The organism is Erwinia sp. (assembly GCF_049696395.1).
Classification (GTDB): domain Bacteria; phylum Pseudomonadota; class Gammaproteobacteria; order Enterobacterales; family Enterobacteriaceae; genus Erwinia.
In genome coordinates this window covers 1-20,593 of sequence record NZ_JBAVTT010000116.1, presented here as the reverse complement: position 1 = coordinate 20,593, position 20,593 = coordinate 1, and the positions used below count along the sequence as shown (strand labels likewise).

The following is a 20,593-nucleotide window of genomic DNA, read 5'->3' as shown; positions in this document are numbered from 1 at the left end:
ATATTCTGTCGCCTGGTTTTCGCGAATAATCTGCGTGGAAACCGGCAACGGCTGCCCGTTTTGATCGTGCAGGATCACGCTGGCAGCGCGTAGCGGTTCAACCGGGAAGTGCAGCAGGTAGCCGCTGTCCCGTTTGACCGCAAAGCGTTGCTCAACGCTGGAGGTGGTCATGTCCGCTGGCAGATCGAGCGTATCAATGTCGTATTTCGCCGGATAATAAGAGCTGATGCCCGGTACCAACAGGTAGCCGTCGTCATCGGTTTGGCCCATCAGCTGATTCTCGTAGCGAACTTTGATGTTCGGATAGTCCGTTTTCACCAACACGAAGGCGTCGTTGACCTGGTTGGCGGCGAACAGGCTGCCATCCATCAGCACCACCGAGCCGGTTAAATCAGCCCATTCGGTGCTGTAATCTTTATCGCCATAGAAGCCTGCGGAAGTCTCCACGTTGGCGTTACGCCAGCTCAGGCTGCCCTGACGATAATTGCTGCCGCTGCTCTGATTGGCGTAAGAGGCGTCCCAGGCAAATCCGCCTTCTGTTGGCATGGCGCGCGAAGCTGTAATTCGTTGTGAAGATCCCCCTTGTTGATCGCGCTCCTGGCTCAGGCTGACCGTGCCAAGATCGGTTAATGGGATCACCAGTGAGATAGCGCCAGACCATTCGCCTTCCTGCTGATCGCGGCTGGCCGAAACATACAGGCTACTGTTGCCCCACAGGTTTTTACTCCACGACAGGTTCCACAGTTGCGTGCGATCGCCAGTGCCGCTGGTGATATCAATAAAGGCGGCGCCAAGACTGCCGTACTGGTCCAGTGACAGGCTGGCACTGTACTGGGCGCTGCGGCGGCTCAGCGTATATTCAGAGCCGGGAATACCGCCGTTACGGTCACCGTACAAGGCCAGATTGCCGAAGCCAGAAGAGCGTACAATGTGCTGAGTGCCAATGCTGAAGCGGCTGTTGTTGTACTGATAACCCCAGCTGTACTGCGACCCGGTTTCGCCCTGCATCTGGCTTTGCGTCAGCGCGGCGTTGACCACACCCAGCGCGCCAATCCTGAGTTGCCCGCCCGCACCGCCCAACGCCAGCGCATCAGCCCCCTCGGCGTGGCTTTCCAGCGTCAGCCAGTCATTCAGGCCATATCGGTATGAGCCGCTAACCGCTCCCGCACCGTAATCAAAATTTTTCAGGCCGTAATTTTCACGCAAGGCACCCGCCGAAAATGAAAAGTCCGACAGGCCGGGTTTCAGCAGGTTACTGGAGACATAAAAGGGCAGAGTAGTGGTTACACGCCTGCCTACCGCGTCGGTGGTGACCACTACTGCATTACCCGCACCGTTGACGAACGGCATATTAGTCAGCGACCAGGGGCCAGGCTGGACGTTATTGCTGCTGTTTTTATAGCCGTTGACAAACAGGTCAACGGTGGACGGCACCGCGGCCTGGCCTGAAAATGACGGCAGCGGATAGGTAACCAGGTCCGGGCGAACGGAAAAGTCTCTCGCTATCTGGAGACCACCCAGCCTGACGCTGCTGGTCCAGGCCAGGGAATCGGTGATCAGATCGCCCACTCGCCAGCTCAGCGAGCGGTTCTCATCCTGATTACTCCACCAGGTGTCGTAGCGCAGGAAGCCTTCATCCTGGCTGCCTGGCGTGCCGGACAGTTGCTCCTGATAGACGCCATTGGTGGAGAACTGCCCGCTGTCGCTGAACAGGCGAAATTCATTCCAGGCGGAGAGTCGGGTGCCGCTGGCAGAAGTGTGGCTGGTGTACAGATCGTAATTAAACAGCACGCCTGGCGTGGTGCGGCCTGGATAGCGTGGGCCGTTGGCCTCCGCGCTGGCAATAGTTTGTTTTGGCAACCAGGCTGGCGGTACGGTCAGCAAGATGCGCTGACGGGCACGATCGTATTCGGCTTTTACCTCAGGCAGGGTTGAGACATCAACAATCGAAGCGTTGATTTTGGACGTTGGCAGCCCCGCGCGTTGCAGGTCGCCAGCCCGTAATAAATAGTGGTTATCTTTAAACTCAACCGGCACCACCTGGCCGCTGTCCTGATCGTTCACCACCAGCCCAAGCATGTACTGATTGTTCTGCTTGCCCGGCGTATTTTGTTGCGGAGGGGGTGGCAGCGAGGAAAAGGTCTCCGCGCTGCCGGTCAAAGGAAACAGGCAACTGATGACGCCGGTAACGGCCAGGGAGCAGCGCCCCAGTGACGCAAAGCATCGCCTGCTCATGCGTTACTGTGCGGAACCGGTGCTACGCCAGCTTTTATTATTTTCCAGCTGTGCACTCAGTTCAGCGCTGTCAGATGCCGGGAAATTCAACGGGAAGGTGTTACTGGAACCTGCCAGGACATAGCCAAACAGGCTGTTAGAGAGGATCCTGCCGCCGAGTGAGACCTTACTCAGACGGGCGTGTCCGGAGCCATTGTTAGTGATACGGATCGCCGAACGTCCTCCCTGATTGACCGTTTGCCAGCTCAGGTTTGGTTTGGCATTCTCTGAAGCGAGGCCCTCTCCATAGGTGAAGAGCGGAACCGAATATCGCATCTGGAAATTCAGCCCGGCCTGATCTTTACCCGGCGTTTGTGGCGTAGGGATTTCGTCCAGCAACACCCGGTAAGCCACCTCCTTTCCGGCCGGGGGGAGCGTCTGATTAATCAAACGGACTAGCTGTTTTTGTCCCGGTTCGATTCTCACCAATGGCGGGCTGGCGACCACGGCTTGCTGAGTCTGATATTGCTCCTGGCCGTTCACTTGCTGCCACGTAAAGACCCGAACCTGCATCAGCGTGGTGGCCTCTCCCCGATTCTCCAGCCAGAGCTCGGTGGCCTTATCCCCGCTGGGAATTTTCGGATCAATGGGCCAAATTAATACCGAGTTACCAGCCCAGGCTGGCGCCACCAAGGCACTGCCGATCAGACTGATTAGCAGGCCGAAAAGTCGTAGCGTCTTCATCATTCAATCCTTCCTGTTCCCTGTTTTACCAACTCAGCGTCACGGTCAGCGTGTCGCTGTAAGTCCCGGCCCTGTTGACCCCGCTCAGTTGCAGCAGGCCATAAATGGGCAGGGTAATGTTATTTGCATTGCTGTAGGTTAGCGCCACGTTCTGATTAACCGGAATGGCGCTTGCCGCACTGTGGCTGGCATTGGTGTACAGCGAATAGGCCACCAGATTGCTGTTATTCGCCACCTTCAGGTTGCGACTGGTGCCGTAATTGCTGCCGCCATTGAGACTCATATTCAGTGTGGTGCCTGGCGTACAGGCCAGCGTGATAGTGGTGCTTTGCACAAAAGCGGCGCTGACACTCTTGCTGCCTACGCCCGGCTGGGTGCCAAAGTCCAGCGTGCCAAACACGCCTGGATTGGTGCCAGAAACCACGCAACCGTTGACCACCGAGGCAGTCACCTGAAAAGTTTGAGTGGGTAGCGACCAGCCTTTAATGCTGAAAAACAGCAGTATCAGGCACAGCGGATACAGCACCCCGCCTCGTCGCATCACCCACTCCAGCACGGTGTATTCCCTGTCTTAAGGCTCAGTAATTTACGGCAACGTTGATGGTATCCGTGTAGGTGCCCGCCGGAATGGCTGCATTGAAGCCACCGCCAGTGATACGACCGTAAATTGGATAGTTGTCGCCATTAACAGGATCAGTGGTACCGGTACTTGTCAGGTTGGTGCTGTCGGCAATCGGCGTGGTGTAAGAGGTGGTGCCGTAGAGGGTATAAGCGATCCCCTGCGTGGCATTGCTGCCTAATATCAGATAGCGCGGCTGTGCCGTCACCGCGCCAAACACTGTAGCCGGCGCAGGGTTACTGCTGGTGAGCTGGACGTTGTAGGTTTGTCCGGTGGTGCAACGGACAAAGATGCCGTTACCCAGCGAGCCAACTAACGTAGCGTTAAGCGTATCGAAGGTGGCAGCACTGCTACCAAAGTCTAAGGTACCGAAGTTTACGCCGGTGGTGGCGGACTGACCGTTGACCAGGCAACCAGTGGTCAGCACCAGTGTGGCGCCGATGGTTCCTGTTGTAGTGGCGGCAAAGCCGGAAGAGGCCACGCCAAGGCTAAGGCCACAGCCCAGCAGAAAAAGCTTCATTTTCATAACCATTCCTTACTGATTAGACAGATGAACGTGCTTTTTCGCCTGATGTGAAATTAATATAAGTGATGCTAAATTTTGCAATGAAATGACTTGATAGCCGTCACGATAAAAGCCTGATGGCTGTGCTTCAGGCATTTGAATTAACAGCTTTGTCTTGTTTTTCTTTACTATAGATCAGCCTGGACCTTGTCGCGAAGCGAAAAGTTAAAATAAAGTTAATCAATTTTCCAGCGAAAATAATAAAGAAGCCAAACCCTTACCCCATCTGGGCTGCGAAAAAAAGCGTGACTTTTCCTATTTATCACTTCGCAAAGAAAACGGGCGGTGCTATGTTCGTACCCTCGTGATTTAGTATTAATAAACTAGATAAATTATAGGGATATAAATAAATCGCCCATGGTTATTACGTGAGCTACAGGGTCTTTATTTTGACAGGCATAAAGTTGCCTGATCTTTAGCCGATACCGTGATCTCAAAGGCAGATGTTTTCAGCAGTTTTGTTTAAGCAATTTTGTCTAACTACCTGGCGCCGGTAACACGGCCGCAGCATCAGAGATTGTCCTATGCTAATGAGCTCCTACGACCAGCTTCTGGTCATCGTTTCCATCTTCGTGGCATTTCTGGCCTCCTATACCGCATTGGATATGGCTGGCAGAGTAGCCACCAGCTCCGGCAGAACCGCGCAGGTCTGGCTGTTTGGCGGCGGCTTTGCCATGGGCGTCGGCATCTGGTCTATGCACTTTATCGGCATGCTGGCGATGAACATGGCGATGGTGATGAGTTATGACCCAACGCTGACCGTGGTCTCGATGCTGATTGCTGTGGCGGCTTCTATCTTCGCGCTGTGGATTGTCTGCTATGGAGACCTGCCGCTGCACCGCCTGATGATTGGCTCTTTAATATTAGCCAGCGGCGTGGTGGCGATGCATTACACCGGCATGGCGGCGTTAATGTTCGAGCCGGGCATTGTCTGGAACTGGAACTGGATCATGCTGTCGGTGGTGATTGCGCTGGCAGCGTCTACAGCGGCGCTGTGGCTGGCGTTTAAACTGCGTCAGGGCGGGGGCAGATTAGCGCTAATGCGGGCGGGTGCTGCCACGGTGATGGGCTTTGCCATTGCCGGAATGCATTACACCGGGATGGCGGCTGCCAGCTTCCCGGCGCACAGCCACGCAACCGACATGGGCGTCAACAGCAACTGGCTGGCGGTGTTGGTGGTGGTGGTGACGCTCTCAATTTTAGGCATTACGCTGGTGGTCTCCACGTTGGATGCCCGCCTGCAGGCGAGAACTTCGGTGCTGGCTTCCTCACTGGCTGATGCCAACCGTGAGCTGGCTCAGCTGGCTTTGCACGACAACCTGACCCGCTTACCTAACCGTATTCTGCTGGAAGACCGCCTGGACCAGGCGATGAATAAAGCGGTGCGTGAAGACACCACCTTTGCGCTGATGTTTATGGATCTGGATGGCTTTAAAGCGGTCAACGATGCGTTCGGCCATCACATTGGTGACAACCTGCTGGTTGCGGTTACCGACAGAATGCAGACTTTGCTGAAAGGTCACCATACGCTGGCCCGCCTGGGTGGCGATGAGTTTGTGCTGCTGGTTGAGATTAACGATCCCAACGATGCGGCCACCACTGCCGATATGCTGGTAAAAGCTATCGATCAGCCGTTTGAAATTTCCCGTTATGAACTGATGGTGTCATTAAGTATCGGCATCGCCGTCTTCCCTGGCGACGGGACTGACGAGCGCGAGCTGATGTTCAATGCTGATGCTGCGATGTATCACACCAAAAATAACGGCCGTAACGGTTACACCTTCTTCCAGCCTTCAATGAACATGATTGCTCAGAGCCAACTGCAGCTGATCAACGACCTTTGGCTGGCGCAGGACCATGACCAACTTCGTCTGTTCTATCAGCCAAAATTCTGCGCACCTCAGGGACCCATTCTGGGCTTTGAAGCGTTAATCCGCTGGCAGCACCCGGAACGTGGCCTGCTGTCCCCTGACGTGTTCCTGCCGTTGGCAGAAAAAACGGGCCTGATTGTCAGCATTGGCAACTGGGTGATCAACGAAGCTTGTCGTCAGTTGCGCATCTGGCATCTGCAGGGCAACCCGCACTGGTCAGTGGCCGTTAACCTCTCTGCGTTGCAGTTTGAGCAGCCGGGACTGGTCGAAACCGTGCTCAACGCGCTGAAGGCTCACCGTATCCCGGCAGAATTACTGACGCTGGAAGTGACCGAAACCACGGCGATGCGCGATCCGGACGAGAGCATCCGCATCCTGACTCAGCTGACCGATTTGGGCGTTAAAGCGTCTATTGACGATTTTGGTACCGGCTATTCAAGCCTGCTGTACCTGAAGCGTTTACCGGCCAGCGAGCTGAAAATTGACCGTGCCTTCGTTAATGAGCTTCAGGCACATAGCGAAGATGCGACGATTGTGACGGCCATAGTGGCGTTGGCGCAGACGCTGAATCTGAAAGTGGTTGCCGAAGGCGTGGAAACAGAAGAGCAGCAGGCGTTCCTGACCAGCCTGGGCTGTAACTCATTGCAAGGCTATTTGCTGGGCAGACCGATCCCAGCGGATCAGGTTCCTGGCCTGAAGCACTTCGTCGGTGATAATGAGGTGGATGTGTTGCCCAACCTGAAAAAAGAGCTGATGGCGATTACGCCGTTATCGGACGCTGTTTAATCCGCCATTACCGACCTATAATAGTTGCCAAACTCCTTGGTTGGATATGTAACAGTTTTGGCAAAATACCAGCAGTTAATTGATCAACTCCAGCAGCAGATTTCTCAGGAAGTCTGGCTGCCGGGGGAAAAACTGCCTTCACTGCGTGAACAGGTCGCGTTGAGTGGCATGAGCCTGATGACGGTGATGCACGCCTATCAGGTGCTGGAAAGCCAGGGGTGGATTCAGTCCCGCCCGCAGTCCGGCTACTACGTTGCCCCGCGAGCCGACTTTCTCAGCCAGCCTGCCAGCCACCAGAAGGTGCAGCTGGCAGAGTCTGTCGATATCAATGCCTTTATTTTTGACGTCCTTCAGGCCTGCCGCGACCCGCGTATCCTGCCCTTTGGCTCTGCCTTCCCCGATCCTGAACTGTTTCCTCAGCGGCAGTTAATGCGTTCACTGGCGTCGGTTTCCCACACCATGAAGCCCGCCGATGCCCTGAACAATCTTCCGCCAGGCAATGAGGCTCTGCGCAAAACGCTGGCGCAGCGTTACGCATTGCAGGGCATTCAGGTCTCACCGGATGAAATCGTCATTACTAACGGCGCAATGGAAGCCCTGAACCTGAGTATGCAGGCAGTCACTGAACCTGGTGACTGGGTAGCGATTGAAAACCCCTGTTTTTACGGCGCGCTACAGGTGATTGAACGGCTGAAGCTGAAAGCCGTCGCCATCGCCACCGATCCGCAACAGGGTATGGATTTGGACGAGCTGGAGAGTGCGCTGGCGCGCTGGCCGATCAAAGCCTGCTGGATGATGACCAACCAGCAAAATCCGGTTGGCCATACGCTGACCAAAGAGAAAAAGCAGCGGTTGGTGCAGATCCTTTCCGCGCACCAGGTGACGCTGATTGAGGATGACGTCTACAACGAACTCTATTTTGGCAGTGAAAAGCCGTTGCCTGCTAAAGCGTTTGAGGTGGAGCAAAGCGTGCTGCACTGCTCTTCATTCTCGAAGAACCTGGTGGCGGGCTTTCGGGTTGGCTGGGTAGTGGCAGGACAACATGCGCAGCGCATTCAGCGTTTACAGCTGATGAGCACGCTGTCGACCAGCACGCCAATGCAGCTGGCGCTGGCTAATTATCTGCTGACCCGCAGCTACGACAGCCATCTGCGCAAACTGCGGCTGGTGCTGGAACAGCGGAAAAATCAGGCGCGGCAGTCGCTGAAACGCCATCTGCCAGCGGAAGCCAGAATTAACGATTCGCAGGGAGGGTATTTTCTGTGGGTGGAGTTACCCGGGCAGGTGAATACCACCGAGCTGTATTACCGCGCGCTGAGTAACAACATCAGCATAGCGCCGGGTAAAATGTTCTCTTCAGGCGAACAGTACGCTAACTATTTCCGTTTTAATGCGTCGTGGGCGTGGGGCGATGCGCAGGAAGCGGCGGTGGCGATTCTGGGAGGATTGATTGCGGAGATGCTGCAAGGCCATTAAGGCAGGGCGGAACGTGAAATGGGCCAGCCCGGCTGGCCCAACAGACTCAGACGGTTGAGGCGCGCTGCTGGCCCCAGGTCAGATGGTAAACGTCGTAGAAATCCACCTCACCCTTCAGCGACAGCAGTTTTTCTATGCCCTGTTTCACCTTGTCAGAAACCTGGCTGCTGGCGAGGATTTCCTGAATCGCCTTGTCAGAAAGCGTGCGGATGTAGTACCACTCACCGTTATAACAAACGCGCAGATCCAGCGTATCGATATCTTCAAAACGGTAGCGCGGATTGACATCCAGCATCATCAGGCCGCTCATAAACAGCACAAAAAACGTCGCACCCCAGAACGCGGGCCAGCCGAGGAATTCTGTGGTGAAAATCAGCGCCACGGTCAATGCGTAACAGACATACATTGATATCCATAAGCCCGGATGGTTTTTCAGGAAGGTCATGCTCAGGCGCGGTCGGTTATCACGCTGTTCCTGTTGATTCAGCGTCTCGATCTCGCGTTGCAGTATCTGTTTAACGTCTTGCATTTTTCTCACCTCATTCGCGACTGTTCACAGTTAACCACAAACCGTAAAGCCAGAGCAGACACAGTTTTCGTTAATCTGGCTATAACAGTTAGAGCACTGCAGAAACGCACGGCAAAAGCGCTTTTTTAGGCTGGTCTTTCTTAACCTGTTGCCGTGCGATTCGCCCTGACGCTGATTTGACTTAAGTTCCAGTAAATTAATGAGTTATGTGATCTGACACCGGGCAGAAACATTGCATCTTGCGGATTATTTGCCACAATTAATCAACAACTAATACACACCAGAAACAGGAGACGCCGTATGTTGCCGCAATCTGGGAGTTTACTCACCATGATGTCCTTCGCTGCGGGTACTTTCTCTGCCGGCGCGTCTACCAATCCGCAATATATGACGTTCCAGCCCGCCAGCGGCGTGCCGAATAATCCGCTGCCGCTGATCATCTATCCGCAGGTCGCTTCCGATGAAGAAGAGGATATCGCCCGCTTTTTCGAAGATCTCTTTGCTCGCCACCAGTGGTTACCCCGCTGGCGCTATCCGGTGTATCCGTACACGCATTATCACCCTAATACCCATGAACTGCTGGGGATCAGTGCCGGTTGGGCGCAAATCCTGTTTGGCGGTGAAACGGGCAGAGCGGTGACCGTCTATGCCGGTGACGCCGTGTTAATCCCAGCCGGAGTAGGCCATCAGCAACTGGCGGCCAGCGAGGACTTCTTCGCGGTTGGAGCTTATCCTCGCGGGATGCAGCCTGAAACCCGGCGCGATGAGCAGGATCTGCTGAACCAGTCTATAGTAGAAATTAAACGGGTTCCTATGCCGCCGCATGACCCTATTACTGGCGGTGACGGCGCAGTCACCGAAATCTGGCACCCGCTGGAACAAAACTGATCGCCTGCCTTTAAACGCACCTTTTTGGTGCGTTTCCTTTCTGACCTTCTTCCCAGGGACTGTTCCAGGCGCACCAGCCCGGACTGGTTTTCACTTGCCCTCGCATGCCGACAGGTTCCGCTATGACTGGCACGCTTTGTGCAAATAAGTAACAGGTTCACCGACAGTGGAAGGGAAATCATGGATCAAGGCTATCAATTAGCATCAACTTTTTATGATGAAATGCTGCTGGGCAACGGTCAGCACCGGCAGCACTATCGCGACTACTGGCACTGGTTGCAGAAAGCCGATCAGGAGGCCATCGCCCGTAAGCGGGAAGAAGCCGAGCTTTTGTTTCACCGCGTCGGGATCACCTTCAATGTTTACGGTCAGGATGGCGGTGCTGAGCGACTTATCCCTTTTGACAGCGTGCCACGCATTATCCCTGCCAGTGAATGGGCGATGCTTGATAAAGGCATTCGCCAGCGTGTCCAGGCGCTGAATGCCTTCCTCCATGATATCTACCACGATCAACACATTCTGAAAGCGGGGATCATTCCGGCGGAACAGGTGCTGGTTAACGATCAGTATCAACCCTGTATGCAGGGTCTGAACCTGCACCGCGATATCTATGCGCATATCTGTGGCGTGGATATGGTCCGTAACAGCGACGGTGAATACTACGTGCTGGAGGACAACCTGCGCACGCCGTCCGGCGTCTCCTACATGCTGGAAAACCGCAAAATGATGATGCGGCTCTATCCGGAACTGTTTGCACAACAGCGCATCGCGCCGGTGGAACGCTATCCTTCTCATCTGCTGCAAACCCTGCGTGAGAGCTCGCCAGTCAACGATCCGGTGGTGGTGGTGCTGACGCCTGGACGTTTCAACAGTGCCTACTTTGAACACAGTTTCCTTGCTCAGCAGATGGGCGTGGAGCTGGTGGAGAGTGCCGACCTGTTTGTGAAGGACGGGGCAGTGATGATGCGTACCACCGCGGGCCCGTGCAAAATCGACGTGATTTATCGCCGTGTGGATGATGCCTTCCTCGACCCACTGGCCTTCCGCGCTGATTCGATGCTCGGTGTTCCCGGGCTGCTGTCCGTCTACCGTGCCGGGAATGTGGTGCTGGCGAATGCTATCGGTACTGGCGTGGCGGATGATAAGTCTGTCTACCCTTATGTTCCGGATATGATTAAGTTTTATCTCGCTGAAGATCCTATTCTGAATAACGTACCAACGTGGCAGTGCCGCCGCCCTGATGAACTCTCCTGGGTGTTGGCAAACCTGCCGAAGCTGGTGGTGAAAGAGGTGCATGGCGCAGGCGGTTACGGCATGTTGATTGGCCCGGTCGCCAGCCAGAAGCAGCTGGAGGAGTTCCGTTCACTGCTGATTGCCCGGCCGCAAAACTACATTGCGCAGAACACGCTGGCGCTTTCTACCTGCCCGACGTTTGTCGAGCAAGGCCTGGCACCCCGGCATATCGACCTGCGGCCCTTTGCCCTTAGCGGGGCGGAAATCCGTCTGGTGCCGGGTGGATTAACTCGCGTGGCGCTGACTGAAGGCTCGCTGGTGGTGAACTCATCGCAGGGCGGTGGGACCAAGGATACCTGGGTTCTGGAGGATGACGAATGCTGAGTCGCACAGCCAGTGGATTGTACTGGATGGCGCGCTATTTAGAGCGTGCTGAAAATATTGCCCGCGTGCTGGACGTCACAAACCGTCTTTCGTTGATGCCTGTGCGCAGCAGCCACGATGACGAGCTGCAGGTGCCGTTAAACCTGACCAGCACCTCGGAGCTGTTCTGGACATTGAACGACAAGCTGGCGATGCCGCAATTGTTCAACTTCTTTGTGTTGGATGACCGCAATCCGGGCAGTATTTTTTGCTGCTGGGAATCGGCGTGGAACAACGCCCACGCGGTGCGCGGCAGCCTCTCTTCCGAAGTGTGGGAGAGCATCAACTCCAGCTGGATAGAGATGCGCAAGCTGCGGCGAAGAGGGGTGAGCAGCATCGGGGCTGATGCCTTCTTCGACTGGGTGAAAGAGCGTTCGCACCTGTTTCGTGGTGCGATGTTTGGCACGCTGATGCGTGGCGATGCGATGAGCTTTATCCGGCTGGGAACGCTGCTGGAGAGGGCGGATTGCACGGCCAGACTGCTGGATGTCACCCATTATCTGACTGAGCAGGACGACGACTCTGTGCGGGAATATTACCGTCTGGATACGCTTCTGCGTTCGGTGTCGGCTCGTGAGGCTTACCACACCATTTACAAGCAGGAACTGGCCAGTGACAGCGTCAATGAGATGCTGATCCTGCGTGAAGAAAGCCCGCGATCCTTGCGATCCTGTATTGACGAAATTTCCAACCAGCTAAACTTGATTGGTGGCAGCGGTGAAAATCGCCCGCGTCTGCTGGTGACGGTGCTGGATGCCGAGCTGCGCTTCACCTCTTATGACTCGTTAATAAAAGAGGGCATCCACAGCTGGCTGCAAGATTTTCTTGGCGACCTCGGCAAAATTGCCGAGAGCATTCAACAGACTTACCTGGAGGCCAAATGAAACTGGATATCGCCCATAAGACCCTTTTCAGTTACCAGAATCTGGTGAAGCAAAGCACGCAATATCTGCGCCTGACGCCGCAAAACTCAGTCCATCAAAACATCATCTCCTGGCAATTGCACCTGCCTGAGCAGGCGATCTGTACGACGGATACTTACGGCAATGTGCTGCACGTTTTGACGCTGGATACCCCGCACCAGTCGATTGAGATTGAAGCGCGTGGCATGGTGGAAATCCTTGATGACGGGGATATGTCGCCGGATCCGGATAGCTGCCTGTCGCCCTTAGTCTTTTTACGCATTACACCGTTAACGCAGCCAGATGCTGCGATCCGCGATTTCGCCCTGCGCTATTTCCGCCCGGAAGCGCCACTGGCCAGTCTGGACCGTTTGATGGACGAGCTATTACTGAAAATGCCTTATCAGCCGGGCAGCACAATTGTTACTGATACCGCCGCGAAAGTCTTTGCCGCGGGCACCGGGGTTTGCCAGGATCACAGCCATGTGTTTCTGGCCTGCTGCCGCAGCCTGCATATCCCCGCTCGCTATGTAAGCGGATACCTTTATACTGACACCGTTGAGCATGTGGCCACGCACGCCTGGGTTGAAGCCTGGGTTGACGGCAGCTGGCACAGCTTTGATATTACCAACAATACCCGCAGCACGCGTCAGCACCTCAAGCTGGCGGTGGGCGTAGATTATATGGATGCCTGCCCGGTTCGGGGCATGAGGCTGGGCGGCGGATGTGAAGACATGTTAGCGGTGGCGGCGGTGCAACTGGTAAATTCGCAGCAGTGATTAATGACTTGGGCAAACTATGACTTACTGTGTGGCAATGCGTTTATCGTCAGGGATGATTTTTGTTTCAGACTCCCGCACGAATGCGGGGGTCGACCATATTTCGTCATTCCGCAAGCTTCATGTTTTCCAACAGGACGATGAGCGCACGCTGGTCCTGCAAAGTGCCGGTAATCTTGCCACGACTCAGAGCGCCCTCAGCCTGCTAAGGCGAGGGTGTGAAGACGCTAAAAAACCCAATCTGATGAGTTGCACCAACATGTACGATGTGGCGTTGCTGGTGGGCGAAACGCTGCGCGAAGTGATCAAGCGAGACGGCGAAGAGTTTGGCGGCACGCTGATGTTGGGCGGCCAAATCAAAGGCGAAGAGCCCCGTCTTTTCCAGATCTATCCGCAGGGTAATTTCATTGAATCCAGCACCGACACGCCGTATTTCCAGATTGGCGAAAGCAAGTACGGCAAACCTATTATCGACCGCGTGTTGCGCTTTGAAACGCCGTTGGACCAGGCAATGCAGTGCGCGCTGATCTCGATGGATTCCACGCTGGCGAGTAATATCTCCGTTGGGTTGCCGCTGGACGTGATGATTTATCCCGCAGACAGTTACAGCGTTGCTCAGCAATATCATCTGACCGAGAAACATCCCTACTACTCGCAAATCCGCCAGCTGTGGAGCGCCGGTCTGCTCAGCGTATTCGCTCAGTTGCCGCCTTTAGAGCTGGATGAATAAGCCTGGCAGGTCTCAGCGTGATCATCACGATCGGCCAGCCTGAGCAGCATCCGGTGGCCGATATCATTATCCCAGTTAAAGCTGTTTTGTAGCACCACGATGGCGGTGCGGTGTTTGATATCCATACCGATATAGCTGGCGTAGCCGCCGATAAAACCGGACTGATAGAGGATGCTTTGGCCGTCAATATTGTTGCTCAGCCAGGCGAGCGCGGAAGAGTCATATTCCGGCTCTTTGAAACGGATAGTGGTGGCGTCATCAAAGGCTCGATCCAGCGTCGGATCTCCGCTGCCGTTCATATGCGCAGCAAGATAGGTTAACAGGTCATTAGCGCTGGACCACAGCGAGGCGGCTCCCACCATATTTCCTGAGAAATGCCAGTCCGGAACAACTTGCCCCCGTTGAACAAACTTCGGCTGATCTCCCGCGTGCCCTCTGGCGCGCTGCATATAGCCCGGTAATTTCTCTGGCTGATAGCCGGTATGCATCATGCCTAGTGGCGCAATAATCTGCTGGCTGGCAATCGCCTGCGGCGGCAGACCACTGTGCTTCGCTATCACGTAATCCAGAATCGAATAGCCCAGGTTGGAGTAGACCACCGAGCGATGGGCAGGCGCCTCAAAATCGCGCAGGTAATCAAGAAACTCGCCTTTATCCAGATCGTCATAGAACGGATTGCCGGTAAACAGATAGTCCGTCAGCTTGCCGAGCATATGCAGTGTGGTCATCTGGCGCGGCAGACCGGAAGTGTGGGTAGCCAGTTCCATTAAGGTGATCTTACTGGCATCCGGGCTGAGCGGCACTTCATTTCCCAGCATCTCGCGCAGCGTGCTGCTCCACTTCAGCTTGCCTTGCTGCACTAATAACGCCGCACTCTCGGCGGTAAATCCTTTGGTCACCGACCCCACCGCAAACAGCGTATCGCCCGTCAGCGGGATCTGCTGGTCAGTATCAGTAAAGCCATAGCTGAACACCTGCCGTTTGCCGTCATGCAACAAAGCCACTACCACGCCAGGCGTGTGATGCTTTTTAATTAACGGCATAGCCAGCGCATCAATCTGCTGTTTGACCGGCACATGGCAACTTGCCAGCAGGCTGGCTTCAGGCGAAGTATCAATGCTGTTGCTGGAGAGCGAAGCACAGCCGCTAAGCAGTAAACAAACGGACAGCAACAGCGAATGAAGGTTGGTCATAGCAATAGGCCGTACTGATGATTTTGACTGCCGCGAGCTTTTTAACTTTATCAGTAAGGCATTGGCGGGATGATCCTCGCCAGATTTCCTTTAGTGCCAAAGATTTACGGTTGCAGTTAAGTAAAATAATCAATAAAAATAATGGGTTATAATTTGCCGTAGTGTAACCTGGTGACAATATGAACGGCAAGCGCCGCGCGCCATTATCAGGCGTTTCTTCAGTTTTAGCGCAGAATAACGTGCCAGGCGGCGCGGGGAAGTGGCGTAAAATCCTTTATTAACAATGATTCAAGCAGCGGGGTATCCGCCGCATTGGCTACCAGTTGTGCCAGTCCTTCACGTAATCTGGCCACGCTGTCAGCAGATGTCTCTGCTGAAGTAATGACAGGTAAACCTGGTACACTAGCCGTTTGACCAATAATCTTTACCCCGCTGAGTTCTTCCGGGAAATCTCGCAGCAGCAGTGCCCAGCTAATACAATCTATAGCGGCAATATCGGCTTTTCCGCGCCGTATCATTGCCACTGAACGGCGATGACCGCCGGAGGCGTGAGTGGCAGAAAAGTACTCAGGTCCCTGAGTCATTTTCATCATGCTGCGATAGCCAGACTGAGAATCTTCGCTGTTAAAGGCCAGCCTGCGGCCAGCAAAATCAGCCAGTGACTGGCCTGATTCATCTTCACGGACCACAATCCAGCTGCTGTAATTCGGGCCTTCACAGCCGGGCGCCGAGTAACAAAAAGCGCCTACCACCTGAACGTCTGGCAGGCTGGTCATTAAGGGATAGCCGCAAGTCTGGCTCAGTAGCAGATCGTCACGTTGCCAGTGAGGTAACAAAGGATCCGGCCAGCTCAGAGACGTGGGTAGCGGCAGCGAGGGAAGGGTTGTCCTCAGCTTCTGCCAGAACGCTTCCACATGCTGGGGCGTGAAGGGATACATCGGTAGTGACGCTATCATCTGGGGGTCTCGCTCCATCGGCAAAAGGGTGGACGGTCACGGCTATCGGGGTCACTAAAGAGGGCAGCCACGCACTGTAACCGGCCACCACAAAACCTTCGCTACGTTGTTGATAAGCCTCTTTATCTGCCAGATAGACCTCACGCAAGCCATACCACGGCAGGCCTGGGAGATCGTGATGGACCAAATGATAGTTCAAATTCAAAAACAGCAGTCGCCAGAACGGACCCGCCTCATTGAGAACCGAACGCGCCTGAGGATTCTCTTCCGCGCGATGTTCGTAAAAGGAGCGTATTTTCGTCAGGCTCAGGCTGAAGTACGTCACGGCCAGCAGGTAATAGCCAGTTGAAATGCCGTGCAACGCCAGCCAGTAAAAAACGCCAGCCAACAACAGCCCATGATGTATCCACATCAGTAATTCGCGCCAGTCACCGGCCACTATTTTGCTCAGCGCAGCTTGAGCGGTGCCAATAATATCCAGCAGCGGGCCCAATAATACCCTGCCAACTAACGTGTTTCTGACCGCAGCCAGTAAAGGAAACAGGCGGGGATAGCGTTGCCAGTGCGCCGCGCTGTAATAGTAGGTTTCAGGATCTTCTTCGGGCAGCGTCAGGAACGCATTGCGGTGATGTTTCAGGTGCGAATCGCGATAAAGCCGATAGGGATACCAGACGGCCAGCGGCAATTGCCCCAGCAGCTGGTTGACGCGCGCCCAGCGAGTGGGATGCCCGTGAATAAATTCATGTTGCAGTGACATATACCAGGTTGTCAGCAGCACCAACAACGGTGTGCCGATCCACGGACTTAACGCTTGCCAGTGCGCCACTACGGCAAACCACCCGGTGTAAACCGTTACGATGACTGCCCAGGTTGGCAGTTCACTTTTCCACAGCCAGCGTGCTTCTCGCCGTTTTATCGCACGGCGCTGTGAAGAATGCAGATAATCAGCCATAAACCTCTCCTGAACCAGAGCGTTCAGTATGCCGTGGCTGAAATTTGCGCGGAAATAGTGAAAACGTATGAAGTTATGCACTTAATGGCAATGCGTTAACCGCGGTGCCGGACAGCGACCAGAGAAGTCAGCGCACAGGCGCAACAGGCTTCTTCCTGCGGTCATCTTTCCGCCATGAAACCGTCATTCAGGCTCTTTACTGTCGCGTAAAACGCCTGGAGAGATGCTTGTGTTTACTATTGAATCTGTTTTAGACGACCTCTGCCCACAGCGATATACCCCCAGCTGGCAAAAATCCCTTCTCAGGATCCTGCTGCGCGAAAAAGAGTTCCAGCAGTTCAATCAAAAATACCGCCACCTGAAAGGTCTGGATATGGCGGAACAGGTACTCGATTATCTGGATATCCGCTGCGAACTTAGCGAACGCGATCTGGAACAGATCCCAAGTCATGGCCCGGTCGTTATCGTGGCTAACCATCCGCTGGGCACGCTGGATGGCCTGGCCCTGTTACACGCCGTATCGCAAGTGCGCCGCGATGTGAAAATTGTCACTAACCGGCTGCTGAACTGCCTGGAGTCATTAAGTAGCCTGATGCTGCCGGTCGACAATATGGGCAACCGCACCAGCCGTCAGCAGCTGGCGCTGATGCAGGAGCAGCTTGAAAATCAGGGCGTGCTGATCTTCTTCCCGGCTGGCGAAGTCTCGCGGTTTGGCAGCAAAGGCGTAAAGGATGGCAAATGGAGTCACGGCTTTATCCGGCTGGCTGCCCGCTTTCGCGCGCCGATCGTTCCCATTCATGTTAGCGGGCGTAACACCTCGCTGTTCTACCTGACATCCCTTATTTACCAACCACTTTCAATGCTGCTGCTGGTTCGCGAGATGTTTAAAAACCGTGGCGCACGGCTGAAGTTGACCATCGGTGCCCGCATTCCTTATGCCAACTGGCACGACGGACACACCCCGGCCAAAGAGCTGGCGAAGCGTTTTCGTCGCCATCTGTACCGAACCGCACAAGGGAAGTCAGGCCTGTTCCAGACCGAACCAGCGATTGCCCGTGCGGAAGATCGCGCGGTCCTGAAGCGAGCGTTGTCAGGTTGCGAAGTGCTGGGCCAGACTGTCGACGGCAAGATGATTTATCTCTGGCGGCGCAACGGCGAGGACTATGTGCCAATCCTGCGTGAGCTGGGCAGGCTCCGAGAAATCGCCTTTCGTGCCGTGGGTGAAGGCAGCGGGAAACGACGCGATCTGGATGACTACGATGACGACTATTACCATCTGATCTTGTGGGATGAAGAGGCGCTGGATATCGTCGGCGCTTACCGTTTTCTGCCCACGGCAGAACAGCTGGAGAAGAAAGGGCTGGACGGGATCTACAGCCATAGCCTGTTCCATTACGATCACCGGATGAACGACGTGCTGACGCAGGGAATTGAGTTGGGCCGCAGTTTTATTCAGCCCGCTTACTGGGGCAAACGCGGGCTGGATTATCTCTGGCTGGGCATTGGCGCCTACCTGGCGAAATACCCGCAATATCGCTACCTGTTTGGCCCTGTCTCCATCTCTGGCGGCTTGCCGCTGCCCGCGCGTGACTTGCTGGTCGCCTTCTATCGCCTCTATTTTGCGCCTGCTCTTCCGCTGGCCACTTCCCGTCGCCCTTATCCTGCGTCTTTGCCTGATGTGCTGGCGCAGTTCAGCGGTGAGGATTACCAACAAGACCTGAAAACACTGAAACGGATGCTTAACAACCTCGGCACCAGTATTCCGCCGTTGTATAAGCAATATTCAGAACTGTGCGAGCCTGGCGGCGTGCAGTTTATCGACTTCGGGAGTGACCCGGACTTCAACAACTGCATTGATGGCCTGGTGGTGGTGGATCTGACTCAGCTGAAGACCACCCGCTTCGAACGTTATATCGCCGTCCATCATCCGTAAACATCAGGGCCAGACTTGCAACCAGACCCTGATGCTAAAAGGGGATGACGTTGCTGGAGGCAATAATGGGATTTGGACAATGCTCCGCCCGCGCTTGGGACCGGCGTGGCATTGTAAATCAGCATCGTATTGCCTCTTTCCCTGTAAACATTTATTTCACATGTGATTAACAAATAGATAAATATTTTGCATGAATAGGGGATGATTCAACGGCATGATTCTGTGAAATAACCTCTACAAAGCAGAGAGTTCTGTCTGGCAGTAAAAAGGGATGATTGGTTTAAGTCTGGTTGAAGTAACGATACAAGCATCTGCGCAACTTCTCCTTACATTACATAAGGGTAATGACCGGCTTTAAAGTGGCGGGGGATAATACTGTGATTAGTCTTATCTGTTGCTGGCGCTAAAAGGCGACCGGCTGACCTTACACAAGGAAGCTTAAAATGAACCCAATTACTCGTCGCAGTTTTATGGCGTTTGCTGCTGGTGGCACCGTCGCGTTAGCGGCTGGAAAAGTGCATGCTCACGATCAACCGGTTGCACAACCCTTAACTGGTAAAACTGGCGGCACTGATCCTGGACCCAATGATCCAATCCGGATGGGTGAAAATCCCGATATCGTTAATCCCCCAGCAACGGACAGCGGAACCCTCCCTAATCTGCGCTTCTCCTTCAGCGATTCGCATGTCAGAAAGGGCACCGGCGGCTGGACACGGCAGGTCACTCAGCGTGAGTTGGGAATTTCCACCACCATTGCTGGCGTGGATATGCGTTTGAACAGCGGTGGCATCCGCGAGTTGCACTGGCACAAAGAGGGAGAGTGGTCTTACATGCTTTATGGATCAGCCCGGATCACCGCACTGGATACTGACGGCAACTGGTTCGTGGACGACGTTAATGTGGGCGATCTTTGGTACTTCCCGCCAGGTGTGCCGCATTCAATTCAGGGACTGGGGCCGGACGGCTGCGAGTTTCTGTTAGCGTTCGACAACGGCGGCTTCGATGAGGACAGTACCTTCCTCCTCAGCGACTGGTTTAAGCATGTCCCCCCCGAGATTCTGGCGAAGAATTTTGGCGTCCCTGCGGAAACCTTCAGTAAGCTTCCTTCTCCCTCTGAAGAATACATCTTTGCAGGAAACGTACCCGGCCAGCTCAGCGCGGATGCTATTACCGGCGCAACCCGTTCCAGCATTGCCTTCAGCCATAAGATGCTGGCGCAGGACCCGATCAAACTGAAAGGCGGGACGGTACGCATCACCGACTCTTCAACCTTTAAAGTATCGAAAACCATCTCTGCTGCACTGGTGGAACTGCAACCCGGCGCGATGCGTGAACTGCACTGGCATCCGAACAATGACGAGTGGCAATATTATCTGGAAGGTGAAGGTAGGATGGGGGTTTTTGCCTCTTCAGGCCAGGCCAGGACCTTTGATTTTAGGGCCGGAGACGTAGGCTATGTGCCTTTTGCGATGGGGCACTATATCGAAAACACCGGTGATAAACCGCTGCGGTTCCTTGAGCTGTTCAAAAGCAGCTATTACGCCGATATTTCACTGAATCAGTGGCTGGCATCCACGCCGCCAGAACTGGTTAAACAACATCTGCATCTTGATGACACCTTTATGCAGGCGCTGGATAAAACCAAAAAACCGATTGTGATTTAGTCCTTGCCCCCGACGGGCGGTATCTTCTGCCGCCCGCCTTCTCCGCTGTCACCCCTCTGTCATCTCCGCAGGATAGTGTTTTAAGCCGTTACTGTGACGAACCGCACAGACGGGAGACCACAAACGTTATGTCTGC

17 protein-coding genes are annotated in these 20,593 nt (G+C 54.6%); 9 read left to right on the top strand and 8 right to left on the bottom strand.

Translation table 11 applies throughout. From position 1 onward, the window contains the following. From WCC56_RS14965 to WCC56_RS14950, 4 genes are all read right to left on the bottom strand, one after another. On the bottom strand, window positions 1–2,235 hold a 2,235-nt coding region (locus tag WCC56_RS14965), incomplete at its 3' end, for a fimbria/pilus outer membrane usher protein (RefSeq protein ID WP_424693142.1). A 3-nt stretch (window positions 2,236–2,238) separates the two neighbouring features. Next, the gene (locus tag WCC56_RS14960; protein ID WP_424693143.1) at window positions 2,239–2,958 is read right to left on the bottom strand and encodes a fimbrial biogenesis chaperone; all 720 of its coding nucleotides are present in this window, start codon (window positions 2,956–2,958) and stop codon (window positions 2,239–2,241) included. A gap of 25 nt (window positions 2,959–2,983) precedes the next feature. After that, entirely contained in the window at window positions 2,984–3,499 is a 516-nt protein-coding gene (locus tag WCC56_RS14955) for a Csu type fimbrial protein (protein ID WP_424693141.1), read from the bottom strand. A 37-nt stretch (window positions 3,500–3,536) separates the two neighbouring features. After that, on the bottom strand, window positions 3,537–4,103 hold the full coding sequence (locus WCC56_RS14950; RefSeq protein ID WP_424693140.1) for a spore coat protein U domain-containing protein: 567 nt from the start codon (window positions 4,101–4,103) through the stop codon (window positions 3,537–3,539). A gap of 563 nt (window positions 4,104–4,666) precedes the next feature. On the opposite strand from WCC56_RS14950, the gene WCC56_RS14945 reads away from it, so the two are divergent. Both WCC56_RS14945 and WCC56_RS14940 read left to right on the top strand, forming a co-directional pair. Beyond that, entirely contained in the window at window positions 4,667–6,799 is a 2,133-nt protein-coding gene (locus WCC56_RS14945) for a putative bifunctional diguanylate cyclase/phosphodiesterase (protein WP_424693139.1), read from the top strand. A gap of 57 nt (window positions 6,800–6,856) precedes the next feature. Continuing rightward, the gene (locus WCC56_RS14940) at window positions 6,857–8,275 is read left to right on the top strand and encodes a PLP-dependent aminotransferase family protein (protein WP_424693138.1); all 1,419 of its coding nucleotides are present in this window, start codon (window positions 6,857–6,859) and stop codon (window positions 8,273–8,275) included. 46 nt (window positions 8,276–8,321) lie between these two features. Here WCC56_RS14940 and WCC56_RS14935 read toward each other — a convergent pair whose 3' ends face one another. Next, the gene (locus WCC56_RS14935) at window positions 8,322–8,804 is read right to left on the bottom strand and encodes a YlaC family protein (RefSeq protein ID WP_424693137.1); all 483 of its coding nucleotides are present in this window, start codon (window positions 8,802–8,804) and stop codon (window positions 8,322–8,324) included. A 300-nt stretch (window positions 8,805–9,104) separates the two neighbouring features. On the opposite strand from WCC56_RS14935, the gene WCC56_RS14930 reads away from it, so the two are divergent. The 5 genes from WCC56_RS14930 to WCC56_RS14910 all read left to right on the top strand — a co-directional run bounded on the left by WCC56_RS14930 (window position 9,105) and on the right by WCC56_RS14910 (window position 13,759). Continuing rightward, window positions 9,105–9,692 (top strand): hypothetical protein, encoded by a 588-nt coding sequence (locus WCC56_RS14930; protein WP_424693136.1) that lies wholly within the window; start codon window positions 9,105–9,107, stop codon window positions 9,690–9,692. Window positions 9,693–9,872: 180 nt separating this feature from the next. Next, a complete protein-coding gene (locus tag WCC56_RS14925) occupies window positions 9,873–11,309 on the top strand; it encodes a circularly permuted type 2 ATP-grasp protein (protein WP_424693135.1) in 1,437 nt (478 codons plus the stop codon). Continuing rightward, window positions 11,303–12,232 carry an alpha-E domain-containing protein gene (locus tag WCC56_RS14920; protein ID WP_424693134.1) on the top strand — a complete coding sequence of 310 codons (930 nt, stop codon included), beginning with the start codon at window positions 11,303–11,305 and terminating at the stop codon, window positions 12,230–12,232. The genes WCC56_RS14925 and WCC56_RS14920 overlap by 7 nt, the downstream gene beginning before the upstream one ends. Then, on the top strand, window positions 12,229–13,029 hold the full coding sequence (locus WCC56_RS14915; RefSeq protein WP_424693133.1) for a transglutaminase family protein: 801 nt from the start codon (window positions 12,229–12,231) through the stop codon (window positions 13,027–13,029). The genes WCC56_RS14920 and WCC56_RS14915 overlap by 4 nt, the downstream gene beginning before the upstream one ends. A gap of 19 nt (window positions 13,030–13,048) precedes the next feature. Further along, window positions 13,049–13,759 (top strand): peptidase, encoded by a 711-nt coding sequence (locus tag WCC56_RS14910; protein ID WP_424693132.1) that lies wholly within the window; start codon window positions 13,049–13,051, stop codon window positions 13,757–13,759. Here WCC56_RS14910 and WCC56_RS14905 read toward each other — a convergent pair. From WCC56_RS14905 to WCC56_RS14895, 3 genes are all read right to left on the bottom strand, one after another. Then, window positions 13,729–14,952, bottom strand: coding sequence for a serine hydrolase domain-containing protein (locus WCC56_RS14905; protein ID WP_424693131.1), 1,224 nt, complete (start codon window positions 14,950–14,952; stop codon window positions 13,729–13,731). The two genes, WCC56_RS14910 and WCC56_RS14905, sit on opposite strands and share 31 nt — an antisense overlap. Window positions 14,953–15,176: 224 nt before the next feature. Beyond that, a complete protein-coding gene (locus WCC56_RS14900; protein WP_424693130.1) occupies window positions 15,177–15,788 on the bottom strand; it encodes a phosphate/phosphite/phosphonate ABC transporter substrate-binding protein in 612 nt (203 codons plus the stop codon). Next, a complete protein-coding gene (locus WCC56_RS14895; protein ID WP_424693129.1) occupies window positions 15,766–16,860 on the bottom strand; it encodes a fatty acid desaturase in 1,095 nt (364 codons plus the stop codon). Before WCC56_RS14895 ends, WCC56_RS14900 begins: the two co-directional genes overlap by 23 nt. Before the next feature lie 223 nt (window positions 16,861–17,083). On the opposite strand from WCC56_RS14895, the gene WCC56_RS14890 reads away from it, so the two are divergent. Then, a complete protein-coding gene (locus tag WCC56_RS14890; RefSeq protein ID WP_424693128.1) occupies window positions 17,084–18,793 on the top strand; it encodes a lysophospholipid acyltransferase family protein in 1,710 nt (569 codons plus the stop codon). A gap of 443 nt (window positions 18,794–19,236) precedes the next feature. Next, window positions 19,237–20,457 carry an oxalate decarboxylase family bicupin gene (locus tag WCC56_RS14885; RefSeq protein ID WP_424693127.1) on the top strand — a complete coding sequence of 407 codons (1,221 nt, stop codon included), beginning with the start codon at window positions 19,237–19,239 and terminating at the stop codon, window positions 20,455–20,457. Window positions 20,458–20,593: the final 136 nt, after the last annotated feature.

Bases quoted from the DNA above. Each gene is read 5' to 3' on its own strand.
- WCC56_RS14960 (WP_424693143.1), bottom strand. From the start codon at position 2,958: ATGAAGACGCTACGACTTTTCGGCCTGCTAATCAGTCTGATCGGCAGT.
- WCC56_RS14955 (WP_424693141.1), bottom strand. From the start codon at position 3,499: ATGCGACGAGGCGGGGTGCTGTATCCGCTGTGCCTGATACTGCTGTTT.
- WCC56_RS14950 (WP_424693140.1), bottom strand. From the start codon at position 4,103: ATGAAAATGAAGCTTTTTCTGCTGGGCTGTGGCCTTAGCCTTGGCGTG.
- WCC56_RS14945 (WP_424693139.1), top strand. From the start codon at position 4,667: ATGCTAATGAGCTCCTACGACCAGCTTCTGGTCATCGTTTCCATCTTC.
- WCC56_RS14935 (WP_424693137.1), bottom strand. From the start codon at position 8,804: ATGCAAGACGTTAAACAGATACTGCAACGCGAGATCGAGACGCTGAAT.
- WCC56_RS14930 (WP_424693136.1), top strand. From the start codon at position 9,105: ATGTTGCCGCAATCTGGGAGTTTACTCACCATGATGTCCTTCGCTGCG.
- WCC56_RS14925 (WP_424693135.1), top strand. From the start codon at position 9,873: ATGGATCAAGGCTATCAATTAGCATCAACTTTTTATGATGAAATGCTG.
- WCC56_RS14920 (WP_424693134.1), top strand. From the start codon at position 11,303: ATGCTGAGTCGCACAGCCAGTGGATTGTACTGGATGGCGCGCTATTTA.
- WCC56_RS14915 (WP_424693133.1), top strand. From the start codon at position 12,229: ATGAAACTGGATATCGCCCATAAGACCCTTTTCAGTTACCAGAATCTG.
- WCC56_RS14910 (WP_424693132.1), top strand. From the start codon at position 13,049: ATGACTTACTGTGTGGCAATGCGTTTATCGTCAGGGATGATTTTTGTT.
- WCC56_RS14905 (WP_424693131.1), bottom strand. From the start codon at position 14,952: ATGACCAACCTTCATTCGCTGTTGCTGTCCGTTTGTTTACTGCTTAGC.
- WCC56_RS14895 (WP_424693129.1), bottom strand. From the start codon at position 16,860: ATGGCTGATTATCTGCATTCTTCACAGCGCCGTGCGATAAAACGGCGA.
- WCC56_RS14890 (WP_424693128.1), top strand. From the start codon at position 17,084: ATGCTTGTGTTTACTATTGAATCTGTTTTAGACGACCTCTGCCCACAG.
- WCC56_RS14885 (WP_424693127.1), top strand. From the start codon at position 19,237: ATGAACCCAATTACTCGTCGCAGTTTTATGGCGTTTGCTGCTGGTGGC.